The sequence below is a fragment of the Cryptosporangium phraense genome, assembly GCF_006912135.1.
In the GTDB taxonomy this organism is placed as follows: Bacteria; Actinomycetota; Actinomycetes; order Mycobacteriales; family Cryptosporangiaceae; genus Cryptosporangium; species Cryptosporangium phraense.
The window spans coordinates 18,196-35,485 of sequence record NZ_VIRS01000049.1; the positions used below are offsets into that span (position 1 = coordinate 18,196).

Annotated in this window: 15 protein-coding genes, 1 tRNA gene and 1 pseudogene; 4 read left to right on the forward strand and 13 right to left on the reverse strand. The window is 70.4% G+C overall.

Features of this window, described 5'->3' with window-relative positions:
- Positions 1 to 246 precede the first annotated feature (246 nt).
- Together FL583_RS36920 and FL583_RS36925 are read right to left on the reverse strand one after the other, a co-directional pair.
- The gene (locus FL583_RS36920; RefSeq protein WP_420843232.1) at positions 247 to 960 is read right to left on the reverse strand and encodes a creatininase family protein; all 714 of its coding nucleotides are present in this window, start codon (positions 958 to 960) and stop codon (positions 247 to 249) included.
- Between the two features lie 273 nt (positions 961 to 1,233).
- A complete protein-coding gene (locus FL583_RS36925) occupies positions 1,234 to 2,169 on the reverse strand; it encodes a helix-turn-helix domain-containing protein (protein ID WP_142709564.1) in 936 nt (311 codons plus the stop codon).
- 32 nt (positions 2,170 to 2,201) lie between these two features.
- On the opposite strand from FL583_RS36925, the gene FL583_RS36930 reads away from it, so the two are divergent.
- On the forward strand, positions 2,202 to 2,810 hold the full coding sequence (locus FL583_RS36930; RefSeq protein WP_205752786.1) for a site-specific integrase: 609 nt from the start codon (positions 2,202 to 2,204) through the stop codon (positions 2,808 to 2,810).
- Between the two features lie 53 nt (positions 2,811 to 2,863).
- On the opposite strand, the gene FL583_RS36935 is transcribed toward FL583_RS36930, so the two are convergent.
- Positions 2,864 to 2,936: transfer RNA gene (locus FL583_RS36935), tRNA-Asn, on the reverse strand.
- A 185-nt stretch (positions 2,937 to 3,121) separates the two neighbouring features.
- Between FL583_RS36935 and FL583_RS36940 the strand changes: the two genes are divergently transcribed.
- On the forward strand, positions 3,122 to 3,472 hold the full coding sequence (locus FL583_RS36940) for a YtxH domain-containing protein (RefSeq protein WP_142709565.1): 351 nt from the start codon (positions 3,122 to 3,124) through the stop codon (positions 3,470 to 3,472).
- A gap of 82 nt (positions 3,473 to 3,554) precedes the next feature.
- Here FL583_RS36940 and FL583_RS36945 read toward each other — a convergent pair whose 3' ends face one another.
- The 8 genes from FL583_RS36945 to pdxR form a co-directional block, all read right to left on the reverse strand.
- Complete coding sequence (locus tag FL583_RS36945; protein ID WP_142709566.1) at positions 3,555 to 4,562, reverse strand: sugar phosphate isomerase/epimerase family protein; 1,008 nt, start codon at positions 4,560 to 4,562, stop codon at positions 3,555 to 3,557.
- 2 nt (positions 4,563 to 4,564) lie between these two features.
- The gene (locus FL583_RS36950; RefSeq protein ID WP_142709588.1) at positions 4,565 to 5,704 is read right to left on the reverse strand and encodes a Gfo/Idh/MocA family protein; all 1,140 of its coding nucleotides are present in this window, start codon (positions 5,702 to 5,704) and stop codon (positions 4,565 to 4,567) included.
- Positions 5,705 to 5,724: 20 nt separating this feature from the next.
- Entirely contained in the window at positions 5,725 to 6,792 is a 1,068-nt protein-coding gene (locus tag FL583_RS36955) for a substrate-binding domain-containing protein (protein WP_142709567.1), read from the reverse strand.
- 221 nt (positions 6,793 to 7,013) lie between these two features.
- Positions 7,014 to 7,970 (reverse strand): ABC transporter permease, encoded by a 957-nt coding sequence (locus FL583_RS36960; RefSeq protein WP_420843233.1) that lies wholly within the window; start codon positions 7,968 to 7,970, stop codon positions 7,014 to 7,016.
- 409 nt (positions 7,971 to 8,379) lie between these two features.
- On the reverse strand, positions 8,380 to 9,909 hold the full coding sequence (locus FL583_RS36965; RefSeq protein WP_142709569.1) for a sugar ABC transporter ATP-binding protein: 1,530 nt from the start codon (positions 9,907 to 9,909) through the stop codon (positions 8,380 to 8,382).
- On the reverse strand, positions 9,906 to 11,099 hold the full coding sequence (locus tag FL583_RS36970) for an ROK family transcriptional regulator (protein WP_142709570.1): 1,194 nt from the start codon (positions 11,097 to 11,099) through the stop codon (positions 9,906 to 9,908). The genes FL583_RS36965 and FL583_RS36970 overlap by 4 nt, the downstream gene beginning before the upstream one ends.
- 95 nt (positions 11,100 to 11,194) lie before the next feature.
- Complete coding sequence (xylB, locus tag FL583_RS36975) at positions 11,195 to 12,601, reverse strand: xylulokinase (protein WP_142709571.1); 1,407 nt, start codon at positions 12,599 to 12,601, stop codon at positions 11,195 to 11,197.
- A gap of 9 nt (positions 12,602 to 12,610) precedes the next feature.
- Positions 12,611 to 14,035 carry a MocR-like pyridoxine biosynthesis transcription factor PdxR gene (gene pdxR / locus FL583_RS36980; RefSeq protein WP_142709572.1) on the reverse strand — a complete coding sequence of 475 codons (1,425 nt, stop codon included), beginning with the start codon at positions 14,033 to 14,035 and terminating at the stop codon, positions 12,611 to 12,613.
- 66 nt (positions 14,036 to 14,101) lie between these two features.
- Between pdxR and FL583_RS36985 the strand changes: the two genes are divergently transcribed.
- A complete protein-coding gene (locus tag FL583_RS36985; protein WP_142709573.1) occupies positions 14,102 to 15,001 on the forward strand; it encodes a DMT family transporter in 900 nt (299 codons plus the stop codon).
- Positions 15,002 to 15,054: 53 nt separating this feature from the next.
- A pseudogene (locus FL583_RS36990) lies at positions 15,055 to 15,435 on the forward strand (transposase); the annotation flags it as partial.
- A gap of 253 nt (positions 15,436 to 15,688) precedes the next feature.
- Here the strand turns inward: FL583_RS36990 and FL583_RS36995 are convergent.
- Positions 15,689 to 16,561 (reverse strand): ABC transporter substrate-binding protein, encoded by an 873-nt coding sequence (locus FL583_RS36995; RefSeq protein WP_142709574.1) that lies wholly within the window; start codon positions 16,559 to 16,561, stop codon positions 15,689 to 15,691.
- A 37-nt stretch (positions 16,562 to 16,598) separates the two neighbouring features.
- Positions 16,599 to 17,228 (reverse strand): TetR/AcrR family transcriptional regulator, encoded by a 630-nt coding sequence (locus tag FL583_RS37000; protein WP_142709575.1) that lies wholly within the window; start codon positions 17,226 to 17,228, stop codon positions 16,599 to 16,601.
- Between the last annotated feature and the right edge of the window lie 62 nt (positions 17,229 to 17,290).

Genomic DNA, 17,290 nt, shown 5'->3' on the forward strand with positions numbered 1-17,290 from the left:
CTCGGCTTTGCCCGGGTCGTCGGTAGGCGGGATCCCCCCTGCCGGAGATCCCCGCCGGAGGCATGCTTTTGCTCTTTTGTCTTCGCGGCCCTCGCCTGTTCGCACCCAGCCGGCCGACCAAGTCGGGCGCTTTAGCTGGCCCGACTTGGTCGGCTTCCTCCGGCGGCGGGTGCGGCGGCCCGCTGAGGGCCGCCCTTGAAGTCGTATAGAAACTTTGCACAACCGTTGACCTACGAACCGTCTGCCTCACCGGCCAACCGGCGACTCGCCCAATACCTCGAGGTGAGCGGCAGCAGAACGTACGAGGCTCTCCAGTAGCGCGGCGCCCTTCTCGGCGGTACCGAGCGAGGGGTATCCGATCACGCCCGACTTGGTGTAGCCACCCATCCCCAGGCTGAGCAGATGCGGTCGGCTTTCTGCCTCATGGTTGGCACTGGCATAGCCAGGCCGTACAACCTCGGGCATCGCATGCAGCAGGAGCGACGTCTCCAGCTCGCCGGCGTGCATATCCGCGTGCGACGAGGTGACCATCTCTGCGTCCTCGCGCCCCCGTGTCCAATCCTCACTGGAAGGAAACAGGCTCAGCTTGGGACCGCCAACGGACGCCTCCTGCACAACGTTCGACAGGACGTAATTTCCGCCGTGCCCGTTGACCACCAGGAGCTTGTGGACGCCCGAATGGGCTAGCGAGTCCACTACGTCGGTCACGATCGCGGCCAACGTCCGAGAGCTGATGCTGACCGAGCCTTTCCATCCAGCGTGTTCGTGCGAGCACGAGATCGTCACTGGCGGGAGCAAGAACAGGTTGTACCGGTCTGCGATTGCAGTTGCGATTACCGAGGCCACCAGGGTGTCCGTAATCAGCGGCAGATAGTCCCCGTGCTGCTCGAAGCTGCCCACCGGCAGCACAGCCACACGCGCGTCTCGCTCGGTTTCCTCCGTTGATGTAGCCGTCGTCATCGGTAGCTTCACGCCAGCGAGTATCTCAGCTGGCGCGACCGATGAGTTCGGCAATCGCTCGGGCAACGGACCGAACATCCTCTCGTCGTCGCCACGGTGTAAGCGCTGAACGGGCGTGCTGAAGCTCGCGCGTGCCACGGGCGCTTCCGGTCGTCGACACGAGGTGAACCGCGTAGCCGGCTGTTTCGCAAGCTGCGTCACGTCGCCGACCTGGGCCTGCGCTGACGCCAGGCGCGCAAGCGAAATGCCCTTGTCCCGGCGGAAGGGCTCCGTTCATGAGGACATGCCGCGTTGCAGCGTGTAGACGGCTTGGTCCGGCCTCTGAAGCTCGGTCAGGCAGGCTGCGGCCTCCATCGCGAAATACTCAGGCGTGCAGTACGGCGCGAGTTCCAGTCCGACCGGATCGTCTGCTTCGACTACCTCAAAACCAAGGTCGAGCGCGGCCGAGCACCCTGCCTCGTCGCCTACGGCGGCGCACGCGTTGGCCTTCTGCCGGAGGGTGACCGCGTGGAGGCGCGGATAGGTGCGGGCCAAGCGCTGCGATGCCTCGGCCAGCACGACAGCGAGGTCGTGTTCTCCGGCGTCAGACGCAATGTTGCTCTTGCGCATGAGCAGGTACGCGGACAGAGCTGGATCGTCGATCTCTAGTCCGTAGCCGGAAGCGCGGTCGGTCAGCTGCATGGCTTTCGTAGTGTCACCCGTGTCCTGGTGCAACCACCCGAGGAACTCGTCGTAGCGGCACACCAGCTGCGCCAGCTCATTCCGTCGACCTCGGGGCAGCGTGGCTAGTACGTCCGTAAGCACAGCCGCCTGTTGCTCGGCTGCTCGGAGCACGCTCGCGGCCCCGAGCAAGTTGTCACCGTGGACATGCTGACGGAGCACACCGGAGTAGTAGTCCAAGACCTGGCCGTCGATGACCACAGGTCGAACCGGGGTAGCTGGTGCCTGTTCCTCGCTAGGGCTCGTCCCGAGGTCGAAACCCAACTCCGCGTCGGTCGCTGTGTAGACGGTCCTGAAGAGCTCCCGGTACTCGGGCTTGGTGACGCGGGTGTGCCCCGATTCCCACCGCGAGACATAGACCTTCAAAGAGGCATCTTCGGGCAGCGGCGTACCCAGTCGGGTCGCTTCCCAACGCATCTCGCGAATTAGGCGTTCTTGAGTCCAACCTTCGGCTTCGCGAGCAAGCCGGAGCTTGGTCTTTCCAGCCATTCCGATGAACCTCCGGTTCGGGTGAATTCACTGTGGCACGCGAAGCCAATGACGTCAGTGCAGTTAACAAGTTGCAGAACGATCCGAAAGCGGTCGATGCCGATATCCCGGATCTCTGCCGATTCATGCTCGCCATAGGCGTACGAATCGGCGAAGCACTCGCTGTGTTGTGGTCAGAGGTCGACCTCAACGCGGGTACCGTCGAAATCACGTCCATGATTATCCGAGTCAAAGAAGTCGGGCTGCTCCGCAAGGACACCAAGTCCAGCGCTGGACAGCGCACCTTGCGTCTACCGAGCTGGGCCGTCGCGATGCTCGAACGGAGCTCCGGCGGTTACGTCCGGATGGACCGGCCCGTGTTCCCCGACTCCCTCGATGGCTTCCGTGATCCGAGCAACACGCAACGTGCGCTCCGCGAGGCTCGCGGCAGCGACGGCTTTGCCTGGGTCACTTCGCACGTTCTCCGCAAGACAGCCGCAACGATCCTCGACGAAGCGGGGCTCTCCGCCCGAGAGGTCGCCGACCAGCTCGGCCACGCCCGGCCCTCGATGACGCAAGACGTCTACATGGTTTGCACCGCAGTGACTCCGCGCGCAGCTCGCGCACTCGGAGGAGCACTGAGCAGCAAAGCCATGGGTTAACCATGGCGGGACGCAAAAAGAGCGGCCTGTAGCCGCTCTCACCTGGTGAAATGCTCCCCCGACTGGACTCGAACCAGTAACCCTTCGATTAACAGTCGAATGCTCTGCCAATTGAGCTACGGGGGAATACCGCGGCCTCACCGCCCCTTGGCGGCGTGCCTGGGCAACTCTACAACATCCCGGTCAGCACCCGCCCACAGCGGTCCCCCACCCCCTCCGCGACTAGCCCTGACAACCAGGTGTGGGACCCCCACTCGTCGGGCATCAACTGGTACTACAGGCACACCCGGAAGCCGACCTCAGGAGTCGACATGCGCAACAAGCTGCTCTTCCTCACCGGCATCGGCGTCGGTTACGTGCTGGGCACGAAGGCCGGCCGCGAGCGGTACGAGCAGATCCGTCGCACCGCGCAGAAGGTCCGCGAGAACCCGACCGTCCAGGAAGCTACCGGCTCGCTGCAGGCTCAGGCCGGCAGCCTCGTCAGCAGCGCCAAGGACATCGCGAACGACAAGCTCGGCAACACCGCGATCGGGGCCAAGGTGAACAGCCTGCTCGGGTCGTCGTCGTCCAGCCCGGCACCGACCGTGACGGCCGGCCCGGCCACCGGCACCCCGTCCGCGACCACCCCCCGGCCCGCGGGCTCCAACGGCTCCCTCGGCTGACCCGACGCCGAAAGCCACACCGACGACCGAGGGCCCCGCGGAAAACCCGCGGGGCCCTCAGTCGTATCTCACGAGAAGAAACTCACGACCCGGACGAGAACGCCGCGTCGAACGACGCCTCCGGCGGCTCGATCGCGGTCAGCTTCCGGACGAACGCCAGCGCGTCCGGCGCCCCGACCAGCCGATCCATCCCGGCGTCCTCCCACTCGATCGAGATCGGCCCCGTGTAGCCGATCGAGTTCAGCATCCGGAACACCGGCTCCCACGGCACGTCTCCGTGCCCGGTCGACACGAAGTCCCAGCCCCGCCTCGGGTCGCCCCACGGCAGGTGCGACCCCAGCCGACCGTTCCGGCCGTTGAACTGCTTGACCGACTCCTTGCAGTCCACGTGGTAGATCCGGTCCTTGAAGTCCCACAGGAAACCGACCGGGTCCAGGTCCTGCCACACGAAGTGCGACGGGTCGAAGTTCAGCCCGAACGCCGGCCGATGCCCGATCGCCTCCAGAGTTCGAACCGTCGACCAGTAGTCGTACGCGATCTCCGACGGGTGCACTTCATGCGCGAAGCGCACCCCGCAGTCGTCGAACACGTCCAGAATCGGGTTCCAGCGCGAAGCGAAATCCTCGTAGCCCCGGTCGATCATCGACGACGGAACGGGCGGGAACATCGCCACCGTGTGCCAGATCGACGACCCGGTGAACCCGATGACGGTGTCCACCCCGAGCGCCCGCGCGGCCCGCGCAGTGTCCTTCATCGCCTCGGCCGCCCGCGATCGCACGCCCGAAGGATCCCCGTCTCCCCAGATCGACGGGGACAAGATCCCCTGGTGCCGCTCATCGATCGGGTGATCGCACACCGCCTGCCCGGTCAGGTGATTCGAGATCGCGAACACCTGCAGCCCGTGCTTCTCCAGGATCTCCCGGCGCCCGGCGACGTACGACGGATCAGACACCGCCAGCGAGACGTCGAAATGATCGCCCCAGCACGCGATCTCCAGCCCGTCGTACCCCCATCCCGACGCGAGCCGGCACACCTCCTCGAACGGCAGATCCGCCCACTGCCCGGTAAACAGCGTCACTGGCCTCGGCATGATCAGACCTCCACCCATCCGGATCCGGATTCGGCACTCTGGGAAACCGCGGCGAGCACCTTCTGTACCTGCAGACCGTCCGCGAACGACGGCGACGGGTCCTGGCCGGAAGAAACATCCAGCAGGAAATCGCGGAACTCGTGCGTGAACGTGTGCTCATATCCGAGCGGATGCCCGGGCGGCCACCACGCCTCCAGGTACGGGTGATCCCCCTCGGTCACCAGCACCCGCCGGAATCCGTTCTCCGAATCGGGCAGCGAACCGTCGAAGAACTGCAGCTCGTTCATCCGCTCGAAGTCGAAACGAATGCCACCGCCCGACCCATAGATCTCCAGCTGCATGGCATTCTTCCGGCCGGTCGCGAATCGCGTCGCTTCGAACGTGGCGATCCCGCCGCCGGCGAAGCGTCCGAAGAACACGGCGGCGTCGTCGACGGTCACGTCTCCGACTCCCGATCCGCCCGACGCCGCCGATAGTCCGGACCCGCCGGACAAGGGCCGCGAATGGACGAACGTCTCCAGCATTCCCGACACCCCGGAGAGCAGATCGCCGACCACGAACTGCGCCGCGTCCACGATGTGCGCGGCGATGTCTCCCAGCGCCCCGGACCCGGCCCGCTCCTTCTGCATCCGCCAGGTCAGCGGCGCCGCCGGATCCACCAGCCAGTCCTGCTGGTACGCGGCCCGGACATGGTGCAGCGTCCCCAGCCGACCCGACGCCACCAGCGACCGCGCGTACGCCAGCGCCGGCACCCGCCGGTAGTTGAACGCCACCATCGACCGCACGCCGCGGGCCGCCGCGGAGGCCGCCGCATCCGCCATCATGGAAGCTTCCGCGACCGAATTCGCCAGCGGCTTCTCGCAGATCACGTGCTTACCCGCGGCCAGCGCTTCAATGGCGATCGACGCGTGCGTGTCGCCCGGCGTGCAGATGTCGACCACCGCAACATCATCGCGGGCGATCAGCGTCCGCCAATCCGTTTCGAACGCGGCCCAGCCGTGCCGATCCGCCGCCGCTTTGACGGCCACCGAATCGCGTCCGCCGATGGCCGCCAGGCGCACGTCGACCGGTAGGTCGAACGCGTGCCCGACGGTCCGCCAGGCCTGGGAATGGACCGCCCCCATGAAGGCGTACCCGATCATTCCTACGCCGAGAGAAGGCTTCACGAGCGGAATCCGGTGGACGTGTACTGGTCGACGTTCTCCTTGGTGACGGTGGCCGACGCCAGCGTGATCTTCGCCGGCACCTCGTTCTCCACCAGGTCGGAGAAGCCCTTCTTCTGCCCGATCAGCCGGGCGATCGAAATTGCCGACGAGGCCATGCTCGGCGAATACGTCACGGTCGCCTTCAGTACCGAATTATCGGCCTTGATCAGTTCCATCGCGTCCAGCGATCCCGCGCCGCCGACCATGAAGAATTCCGATCGCGAGGCCTGCCGGATCGCCGCGAGAACGCCGATTCCCTGGTCGTCGTCGTGGTTCCAGATCGCGTCGATCTTCGGCGCCGCCTGGAGCAGGTTCGACGTCACCTGCTGCCCCGAGGCCACGGTGAACTCCGCCGCAACCCGGTTCGAGACCTTGAAACCGGCGGCGGCCAGCGCGTCCTTGAAGCCCTGCGACCGCTCCTGGGTCAGCGGCAGCGAGTCGATCCCGGCGATTTCGGCGATGACGGGGTTCGACTTCCCCTTCAGCCGATCTGCGATGTAGTTGCCAGCAGAGACACCCATGCCGTAATTGTCCCCGCCGATCCACGTGCGGTAGGCCAGCGGAGTGTCGAAGATCCGGTCGACGTTGACGACCGGAATCCCCGCCAGCATCGCCTTCCGCGCCGTCGCGGTGAGCTGTTTGCCATCGTTCGGCAGCACGACGAGCACGCTGACCTTCTTGGTGATCAGCGTCTCGATCGCGGCGATCTGCGCGGCCACGTCGTTGGTGGGCTCGACCGGCTCGAACGTGACGTCCTCGAAGGACTTCGCCTGCGCCTCCGCGTTCTTCGCGATCGCGCCGATCCAGCCGTGGTCCGCCTGCGGCGCCGAGAACCCGATCGTCACCTGCGTCCCCTTGGCGGCATTGTCGCCGCCGACGGCCTTGGTGTTCGTCTCGTCCTTGCTGTCCCCGGAGTCGTTCGAGGTGCAGCCTGCGGCTAGCACCGTCGCGCCGACGGCCGCTCCGCCGAGCAGGAATCCGCGCCGTCCGAGCCCGCGTCGCGGGCCGCTGATCACGTCAGACATGGTTCTCTCCTTTGAGATTTCTACGCGTGCCGGCGAACCGCCGATGGGAGTGCTGAACTGCGTCGGGTCCACGGGATTCGGGGTCGAGCCGACCCCCAGCGGGGCCGGCCGAGCCGGTTTCCGGGATGGGTGAACCCACCAGCCGAGCCACTACGCCCGGCCGATCAGGGTGCGTGGAGTGACCAGCCCGAGCGGGGGCCACCAAGAAGCGGGGCCAACCGCTAGGTCGCGCTCTCCGAGCGCCTCCTCTGCAGCAGCACCGCGCCCAGGATGATCAGGCCCTTGGCCAGGTTCTGTACCGGCGTCGACAGGTTGTTCAGGATGAACAGGTTCGTGATCAGCGTGAACACCAGCACGCCCAGGAACGTCCCGACCAGCGTCCCCCGCCCACCGGTGAGCAGCGTTCCGCCGATGATCACCGCGGCAATCGCGTCCAACTCGTAGTTCTGGCCGTTGGTGGACGAGCCGGAGGCCGTCTGCGCGGTGAGCATCACCGCGGCGAGCCCGGCGCAGAGGCCGGACACCCCGTAGAGCAACGCGGTGTGCAGACGGATGTCGATGCCGGCGAGGCGGGCCGCCTCGGGGTTGCCGCCGACCGCGACCGTCCGGCGGCCGAACGTGGTGAGGTTCAGCACGACCCAGCCGATCGCGAACGTGCCGAGCAGCATCCAGACCAGGTATGGGATCCCCAGGAACGAGCCGTCGGCGATCGCATTGAAGTCCTGCTGGGTGACGACCTGGGTCTGCAGGTTCGCGATCTGCTGGGCGAGCCCGCGGGCGCCGATCAGCATGCCGAGCGTGACGATGAACGGCACCAGCCGCCCGTAGGCGATCAGCGCGCCGTTGATCAGGCCGACGATCAGCCCGACGAGCAGCGCACAGAGCACCATCACGAACGGGCCGTACGACTGGGTCGCGACCGTGGTGCACCAGACCGACGCGAGCCCGACGAGCGAACCGACCGAGAGGTCGATGCCGCCGCCGATGATCACGAACGTCATGCCGACCGTGACCACGCCGATCACCGACGCGTTGGTGAGGATCGTCCGGATGTTGCCGGTCGTCGCGAACGTGTCCGCGGTGACCAGGCCGACGATGCAGAGGATCACCAGCGCGACGACCAGCCCGATGCTGCGGGTCGCGCCGCCCTCGGACAGCGAGCTCAGCCAGGCGCGCAGCGGGGAGACCTCGGCGGCCGGCTCGGCGGCCGCGGCCTCGACACGCGCCTGCTCGTCGGCCGGCGGAACCTCGGCGGTGGCGACCGCGCCCGGAATCGCGCCGGCGGCGCCCGGCGCCGAGGCGCCGACCGGAGCGGGCGCGCTCACCGGAGCGGGCGCCGATACCGACGCGCCGCGAGGCGCGGTCGCCTCCGACACCGGCCCCGGCACGCCGCCGGAGGCGGCCGGAGCCGCCGTGCCGGGTGCGGCCGGAGCGGCGGCGCCGGAGGCGGCCGGGTCACCGGGTTCCGAATCCCTCGGCACGGGGGCGCCGGACCGGGCGGCCGTCGGGTCGGGGTCGGTCGAGGGTCTGGTGGTGGGATCGGTCATGAGCGCCTCGCTTCGATGCGGTGGCGGGCGGGGTGCGCGGTCAGCGGGCGGTGGCGGCGCGTTCGCCCGCCATCACCAGGTCGAGAACTTGGGCTTCGGTGAGATCGGAGGCCGGGGCCTCGCGGACGATGCGGCCCTCGCGGACGACCAGCACGCGGTCGGCGAGCCCGAGGACCTCGGGCACTTCGCTGGAGACCAGCAGGACGCCGACCCCCTGGTCGGCCAGCGATCGGATCAGCGCGTACAGCTCGGCCCGGGCGCCGATGTCCACCCCCCGGGTCGGTTCGTCGAGCAGCAGGAGCCGCAGCGACCCGCCCTCGGACGAGCCGCCGACCAACCACCGGGCGACGACGGCTTTCTGCTGGTTGCCGCCGGAGAGCGTGCGCATCGTGCGGCGGGGGTCGGCGGGCCGCAGGTCGAGGGAGCGGGTGACCGCCCCGACCGCGTCGCGCTCCCGCCCGCGCTGGACGAATCCCAGGCGGGCGAAGCGATGCAGCGACGCCAGCGAGACGTTGCGGTAGACGGGCTCGCCGAGCAGCAACGCCTGCGACTTGCGCTCCTCGGGGGCGAGCCCCATCCCGGCGGCGACCGCGGCCTTCACGCTGCCCCGGCGCAACGGCTTCCCGTCGACCTCGATCGTCCCGGCCGCGGCCTTCCGCGCTCCGTAGACGGTCTCGAGGATCTCCGACCGCCCGGCTCCGACGAGCCCGGCCAGCCCGACGATCTCGCCGGCCCGCACGTCGAACGACACGTCGCTGAACTCGTGCGCGCGGGCGAGCCCCGACACCCGCAGCAGCGGCGTCCCCTCCGGCGCGGCGGCCGACCGGGGCGGGAAGACGTACTCGACCGAGCGGCCGGTCATCAGGCGCACGACCTCGTCGGTCGGCGTCGTCCGGGCCGGGAGGTTCACCGCGACCGTGCGGCCGTCCTTGAGGATCGTCACCCGGTCGCCGATCTCGCGGATCTCGGCCAGCCGGTGCGAGATGTAGATGACCGCGACCCCGGCCGCGGTCAGGTCCCGGATCACCCGGAACAGGTTCTCGACCTCGTCGTGCGCCAGCACCGCGGACGGCTCGTCCATGATGATCAGCCGGGCGTCGTGCGAGAGCGCCCGAGCCATGCTGACGATCTGCTTACCGGCCGCGGGCAGCCGCCCGACCTCGCGCCCGGCCGGGATCTCGGCGTGTCCGAGCCGGGCCAGCAGCTCCCGCGTCCGCCGCCGGGTGATGCCCCGGGAGCTGAACCCGAACTGGCGCGGCTCGTGCCCGAGGAAGACGTTCTCGGCGACCGTGAGGTCGTCGACCAGGTCGAGCTCCTGGTAGATCGTGGCCAGGCCGGCGCGTAACGCCGACGTCGGCTTGGAGAACTGGACGGTCGAGCCGGCCCACTCGATCGTGCCCTCGTCGGGCTGGTGCGCGCCCGACAGGACCTTGATCAGCGTGGACTTCCCGGCCCCGTTCTGCCCGAGGAGACAGTGGACCTCACCCGGCTCCACCTCGAGGTCGACGCCGTCCAGGGCCCGGACGCCCGGGAACGTCTTCACGATGCCGGTCAGTTTCAAGAGGGTCATCTCGTCACCGGTCCGAAGGCGAGTTCGCTGGCCAGGGCGGTCGCGCCGGCCACCCCGGCGCGCGGCCCGAGTTCGGAGAGCACGACCGGCAGGTTCCGCGTCGCCAGCGGCAGCGACCGGCGGTAGATCACGGACCGGACCTCGGCCAGCAGTAAGTGCCCGAGCCCGGCCAGGCCGCCGCCGATCACGATCATCGACGGGTTGAAGAAGCTCACCAGGCTGGCCAGCACTCCACCGAGCCGGCGCCCGCCGTCGCGGATCAGCCCGATGCACACCGGGTCGCCCTCGATGGCCCCGTCGCCGACGTCGGCCGCGGTCACGGTCCCGTGTGTGCGCAGACGCTCGGCCAGCGCGGGCGAGGTGTCGTTGCGAGCGGCGGCCAGCGCGTCCCGGGCCAGGGCCGCGCCGCCGAACATCGCCTCCAGGCAGCCGGTGTTGCCGCAGGCGCAGACCGGTCCGTGCGGGTCCACCTGGATGTGCCCGATGTCCCCGGCACACCCGTCGACCCCGCGGTAGACCTGCCCGCCCACGACGATCCCGCAGCCGATCCCGGTGCCGACCTTCACGAACAGCAGGTCGTCGACCGACCGTGCGACCCCACCCCGCCGTTCGCCGACGACCATGATGTTGACGTCGTTGTCGACGACGACCGGGCAGCCGTGCCGTCCGCCGAGCTCTTCGCGCAGCGGGTAGCGGTCCCAGCCCGGCATGATCGGCGGCGACACCGGGGTGCCGTCGCGGAAGCTCACCGGGCCGGGCACGCCGAGTCCGATGCCGGCCAGCCGGTTGTGGTGCCCGTCGACACGCATCTTGGCCAGCAGGTCCTCGACCCGGTCGAGCACGGCTTCGGGGCCGCGACGGATGTCGATCGCCTCCTCGACGACCGCGACCGGCTCGAGCGACGCGTCGGTGACCTCGACCGTGACCGACGTCGCCCCGATGTCGATGCCGGCGAACCGGAGTTCGGGATCGAGTTCGACCATCGTGGACCGGCGTCCCCCGCGGGACGCGGCCGGACCGCCGTCGCGCACCAGGCCGAGCTCCGCGAGCCGTTCGAGCTCGGCGGCCAGCCGGGCCCGGGTCAGCTGCAGGCGGTCGCCGAGCTCGGCCCGGGAGGTCGGGCCGTCGTCGCGCAGGGTGAGCAGGATCGAGGATTGAGCGGTGTTGTCCGGTCGTGGCCGAGGCGTCATTGCACAGCCTTCCCGAGTGGCAGGCGTCACTAGGTGTGCGACGACCGTAGGGCCTGTTCGGGAAGGCTGTCCAGACTCTTTTGAATTACGGACGCCTAACTTTTGTTCTGGCGCGCCGAAAGTTCCTGCACTCCCGTACGAAACTGGGCGTAGCGGGCACGGACCGGCGCGTAGTCGTCAGCCGCATCGGGGGCCTTCTCGGCGGCGACCGACCACTGCGGCGCCTCGTCCGAGCCCGACAACGCCCACGCGGCCTGACGCGCGGCCCCCAGCGCCACGTACTCGCCCGGCGCCGGCACCTCGACCGGCACGCCGAGGATTCCCGACGCCACCGCCCGCACCGCCGGTGACATCGCGGCCCCGCCGATCAGCAGCGCCCGGCGAACCGGAACGCCGTGCTGACGGACAGCGTCCAGGCCGTCGGCCAGGCCGAGCAGCATGCCCTCGACGGCGGCCCGGGCGAGGTTCTGCGGGCGCGCGTTGGCCCTGGTCAGACCGGTGATCCGCCCGGTCTCGTCGGGAAGGTCGGGAGTGCGCTCTCCGTCCAGATAAGGAAGGAGGGTGAGACCGCCCGCGCCCGCGGTCGAGGCGAGCGCGAGCTCGGAGAGACGGTCGAGGTCGACGCCGAGCAGGTCGGCGGCGGCGGTCAGCACGCGGGCCGCGTTGAGCGTGCAGACCAGCGGGAGGAACCGGCCGGTGGCGTCGGCGAAGCCGGCGACGTAGCCGCTGGGGTCGGCGGTCGGCCCCTCGGCCACCGCGAAGACCGTGCCGCTGGTGCCGAGCGAGACGACGACGTCACCGGGGCCGAGCCCGAGGCCCAGCGCGGCGGCCATGTTGTCGCCGGTGCCGGCGGCCAGCGCGATGCCGTCGGGGGTGTGGCCGACGATGGCCTTCGGCGCCGCGATCGCGGGAACGCCCAGGTCACGGCCGAACGCGTGCCGGAGGAAGTCCATCCGGTACTCGCCGGTCGCGGCCGACCAGTACCCGGTGCCGGACGCGTCGCCGCGGTCGGTGGTCGGGCTGATGCTCTGGCCGGAGAGCTTCCAGGTGAGCCAGTCGTGCGGAAGCAGCACCTGCTCCACCCGCTTGGCTTCGTCGGGCTCGTGCTCGGCCAGCCAGCGCAGCTTGGTGATCGTGAAGCTGGCCACCGGCACCAGGCCGACCGCGTCGACCCAGGCCTGGGGGCCGCCGAGCTCGTCGAGCAGCTCGGTCGCCGCGTCGGCCGAGCGGGTGTCGTTCCAGAGCAGCGCCGGGCGGACGACCTGGCCGTCGGCGTCGAGCGTCACCATGCCGTGCTGCTGACCGCCGACCGCCATCGCCTCGACGCCGTCGAGCAGACCGCTGGAGGACTCCTGCAGGGCCGACCACCAGATCGCCGGGTCGACCTCGGTGGCGTCCGGGTGCGGTGCCCGGCCCTGGCGGACGACCTCCCCGGTCTCGGAGTCACAGATGAGGACCTTGGTGGATTGCGTCGAACAGTCGACGCCAGCGACGAGTGCCATGCCGAATTCCTACCTCGGACGGCCGGTCCGCACCACTGTCGCGAGCCGTGCGCCGAGCCGGCGGGCGGCTTCCTCGAGGCGATCCGGGGGTTGAGCGGCGTATCCGAGGAGCAGGCCGGGCGGGCCGGGCGTCATCCGGTGCCAGGAGAGCGGGTGCACGCGAACACCGACCTCGGCGGCGTACCCGGCCAGGACCGGGTCGGGGACGTCGGTCGGGAGCGTGATCAGCAGGTGGAGCCCGGCCGCGATGCCCTCGACCCGCGCGGCCGGGAGGTGTTCGGTCAGCGCGGCCAGGAGCGCGTCGCGGCGACGGCGCTGGCGGGCCCGGACCCGGCGGAGGTGGCGCTCGTACTCGCCGGTCCGCAGGAGGTGGGCCAGGACGAGCTGGGCCAGCGCCGGGTTGCCGAGGTCGGAGGCGTGCTTGACCGCGACCAGGTCGTCGCGCAGCCGCCGCGGGGGGATCATCCAGCCCAGCCGCATACCCGGCGCGAGCGTCTTCGAGACACTGCCCATGTACACGACCCGGTCCGGGGCCGACGCCTGGAGCGCGGGCACCGGCGCGCGGTCGTAGCGGTGCTCGGCGTCGTAGTCGTCCTCGAGGATCAGGCCGCCCCAGGCGACGAGCCGGCGACGGCGCTCGGGAGCCAGCACGACGCCGGTCGGGAACTGATGGGCCGGCGTGAGCAGCACGGTGTCGAGGCCGGTGTCCTCGAGCGCGTCGACGCGCAGCCCGTCGTCGTCGACCGGGACCGGGCGGGGGGTCAGGCGCCAGTCGGTGAGCTGGTCGCGCGCGCCGCGGGAGCCGGGGTCCTCGACCGCGACCACGGTGCCTGGACCGAGCACGGTGGCCACCAGCGCGAGCGCCTGAGCGACCCCGGCGACGACGAGGACATCGGCTGGATCGGCGCGGGTTCCCCGGGTGCGGGCCAGCCAGGCGGTGAGCTCGGAGCGGAGGCTGCGGGTTCCGCGGGGGTCGCCGTAGCCGAGGTCGGCGCTGGTGAGGGTCGCGAGCACGGACCGCTCGGCCCGCAGCCAGGCGGCGCGGGGGAAGGCGGCGAGGTCGGGCAGGCCGGGCGAGAGGTCGAACTCGATGCGGGGGTCGGGCGCCAACGGCAGCCGGGGCGGGCCTGCGGTTCCCGTGGCCGGCGGCGGCTCGCTTCGAGCGGGTGGGGCCAGGACGGCGGTCAAGACCGTGCCGACGCCGGTGCGGGCCGTGGCCAGGCCCTCGTCGACCAGGCGCTGGTAGGCCTCGACGACGACGCCCCGGGAGATGCCCAGGTCGGTCGCCAGCGTGCGGGTCGGCGGGAGGCGGGTGCCGGCGGCGAGGCGTCCGTCGGCCACGGCCGCGCGGACGGCGTCGGCGAGCCACGTCGTGAGGCCCTTGGCCGGTGCCGACGCCGCCCGGAGTTGGAGGAAGTCCGAGCCGCCGGGCATTGGTCCACTCCCTCGCACGCCGATTGGTCCTTCAACTAGACCACGGGCGCGCCCGAGCATGGCCTCATGGTCACTTCGGTTCTGGACCGGCCCCGCGCCGGAACGCGGCTCGCGGTTGCGGCGGGCTCCACCGGGATGGTGTTCGTCGGCTGCAGCGTCGCGGTGTCGTCGCTGCTCGTCGGGTCGCCGCTGTTCACCGTGCAGGCGTTGCGGTACGGGATCGCGTTCGGGTTGCTGTTCCTGTTCGCCCGGAAACGGCTGGTCGCCCCGCGCGGGGCCGAGTGGCTCTGGCTGAGCGGGATCGCGGTCACCGGGATGGTGATCTTCAACGTCGCGCTCGTGTACGGGTCGCGGCACGCCGAGCCGGCCGTGCTCGGCGTCGCGGTGGCGAGTGTTCCGGTGGTGCTGGCCGCGGTCGGGCCGCTGCTGCAGGGTGCCCGGCCGACCGCGCGGGCGCTGCTGGCCGCGCTCGTGGTGACCGGCGGGGCGGCGCTGGTCGAGGGGCTGGGGCGCAGCGATGCGCTCGGGCTGCTCTGGGCGGTGACCGTGTTCGCCTGTGAGGCCGGGTTCACGCTGCTCGCGGTGCCGGTGCTCGGGCGGCACGGACCGTGGGGCGTGTCCGTGCACACGACCTGGATCGCCACGCTGATGTTCGCCGCGATCGGCGTCGTGCGGGAGGGGCCGACCGCGGTGCTGCGCCTGGACCGGGCCGACCTGGTGTCGATCGGCTACCTGGCGGTGTGCGTGACCGCGCTGGCGTTCGTGCTCTGGTACACGTGCGTGGACGGGATGGGCGCGGCCCGGGCCGGGCTGCTGACCGGCATCGCGCCGGTGGCGGCCGCGGTGTGCGGGGTGGCGCTGGGGCAGCCGGTGCCGGGGCCGCTGGTGTGGGTGGGGATCGCGGTGGTCGCGGTCGGCCTGGTACTGGGGCTCCGCCCCGCTGACCCCGACCCGGGCCCCCGCTAGACGCAATGCCGGTTCGCGGCCGGTCATCTGGGTGAGCTGACTCAGCAGGTCCGGTCATCGACGCCCGGGTCAGTGTCCGGACCACCGTCGGGTCCCGGACCCAGACCTACCGGATGGTCACCACCCTGCTCGACACCAGCCGTTACCCCGCCGCAGAGCTCATCGGCCTCTACCACGAGCGATGGGAGATCGAGACCGCCTATCTGGAGCTCAAATCGGGCCTGCTGGGCGGACGCGTGCTGCGCGCCCACACCCCAGCCGGTGTCGAACAGGAAGTCTGGGCGCTGCTGATGTGCTACCAGGCCATCCGCACCGCAATGACCGACGCCACCAACAGCGTCCCCGACCTCGATCCCGACCGAGCAGGATTCACCACCGCCCTGCACGCCGCCCGCGACCAACTCATCCACGCCGCCGGCGTCATCTCCAATACAACGCCCGCGGCCCCCACACCGACTTGAATGCCCGGCATTGCCGCTGGACGCGGGACGGGCGCCGCCCGGCCTTGACGGCGATGAACACACCGAATGTGACGGAGGAGTGGCTGGATTGAGCGCCACGCCAGCCGCGGCTGTTCGGGCGGCGATAGACGCGACGAGGGCGGCACGCTCGTCCGCCGGATTGGGCGACCGGGATGCGCGAGCGCGAGCCTGCCGTGGGACTTGGCGACTTTGGTCGGTGGATACGTCAGGCCACTCGGGCGACGGCTGGTATCCGGGCCGGGACCGCGGCCGGGTGCAGGATCGTCGCTATCGCTTCGACGCCGTCGACAAGGCGTGGGCCCGGGCGGACGATCAGGCCATCCGCGTCGATGGCCCATACCGGGACGCCCGGGAAGTGGTGGGTGATCGCTTCGGCCTGGGTGCGGGCATTGGCGAGGTTTGCTCCGCACGGGGCGACGATGACGACGTCTGGTCGGGCTTCCGTCAGTTCTGTCCAGGTGGTGGGGGTTGAGCGGGCACCTGGGCGGGCGGCGACCGGGTTGCCGCCTGCGGCGGCTACCAGGTCGGGGATCCAGTGGCCGGCCGGGAATGGCGGGTCGATCCATTCGACGACGAGCACCCGCGGCCGGAGCCGTCCGGCGGTCGCTTGCGCGACCGCGTCGAGCCGGGCGCGTAGCCGGGCGACCAGCGCTTCAGCGCGATGGGGCACGCCGGTCTTCATGCCCACGTCGATGATGGTGCTCAGGACGTCGTCCAAGGAGTGAGGATCCAGGGAGAGCACATCGGCGCGGCAGCCTAGGTGATCGAGTGCTTGTTCGACCTGGCCGGAGGGCAGGGCGCAGACGCGGCACAGGTCCTGGGTGAGGATCAGATCGGGGGCCAGCGCGGCGAGCGCGCCGGCGTGCAGCGTGTAGATGTCGGGGCCGGCGGCGCGCACGTAGGCGTCGATGTCGCCGGGGCTCATGTCGCGGGTGTCGCGGCCGCCGACTACTACGGTCTTCTCGAGGCGGGCGGCCGGGGGTTCGTCGCATTCGAACGTCACGCCGCAGAGGTCGTCGCCCAGACCCAGGGCGTAGACGATTTCGGTGGCCGAGGGAAGAAGCGAAACGACGCGCACCAGGTCATCCTGCCTCGTCCCGGGGGTGACGGCTGCGCTACTCGTCTCGGCGCCAGCGGGCACGTAGGTCGTCGGGGTTCAGCGGGACGCCGGGCAGGGGGGCGGTTGCGGCGGCCGGCCGTAGGGCGTCCAGAAGTAGGGACAGGTAGCGGCGACGGAGGGTCGCCGTGCGCTCGTCGTCGCCGAAGCGGATGGCCGCGAGTTGCTCGAAGAGCATCGGGACGTCGGTGGGTCGCAGGTCGGGACGGAGGGCCCCGGCGGCCTGGGCGCGCGCGAACAGGTCGTCGCCGAGCGCGGCGGCGTGGCCGGCGAGGGCGCCGAGCTCGGCGGTGGTGGTGAACGTGCCGGCCAGGTGGACGGTGAGCGAGTGGACGTCGGCCTCGACGATCTCGGTGACGAACCCGGCGAAGGCCACCCACGGGTCGGCCACCGTCGCCGACCGTTCGGCGATCGCGACGAACCGGCGGAGGCCGTCGCCGCAGAGGGTGCGGAGCAGTTCTTCCTTGCTGGCGTACCGGCGGTAGAGGGCGCCGATGCCGACATGGGCCGCCTCGGCCACCGCGGACATCGGGGCGGCCGGGTCGCGGAGGAAGACGTCGCGGGCGGCGTCGAGGATCGCCTGGTCGTTGCGGGCGGCTTCGGCCTTGCGGCCGGGGAGGGCGGGCACGGCCTCGAGCTTACCGCTTGAACGGAATGCTTCGTTCCGGTACGTTGGCTTCAAACGGAACC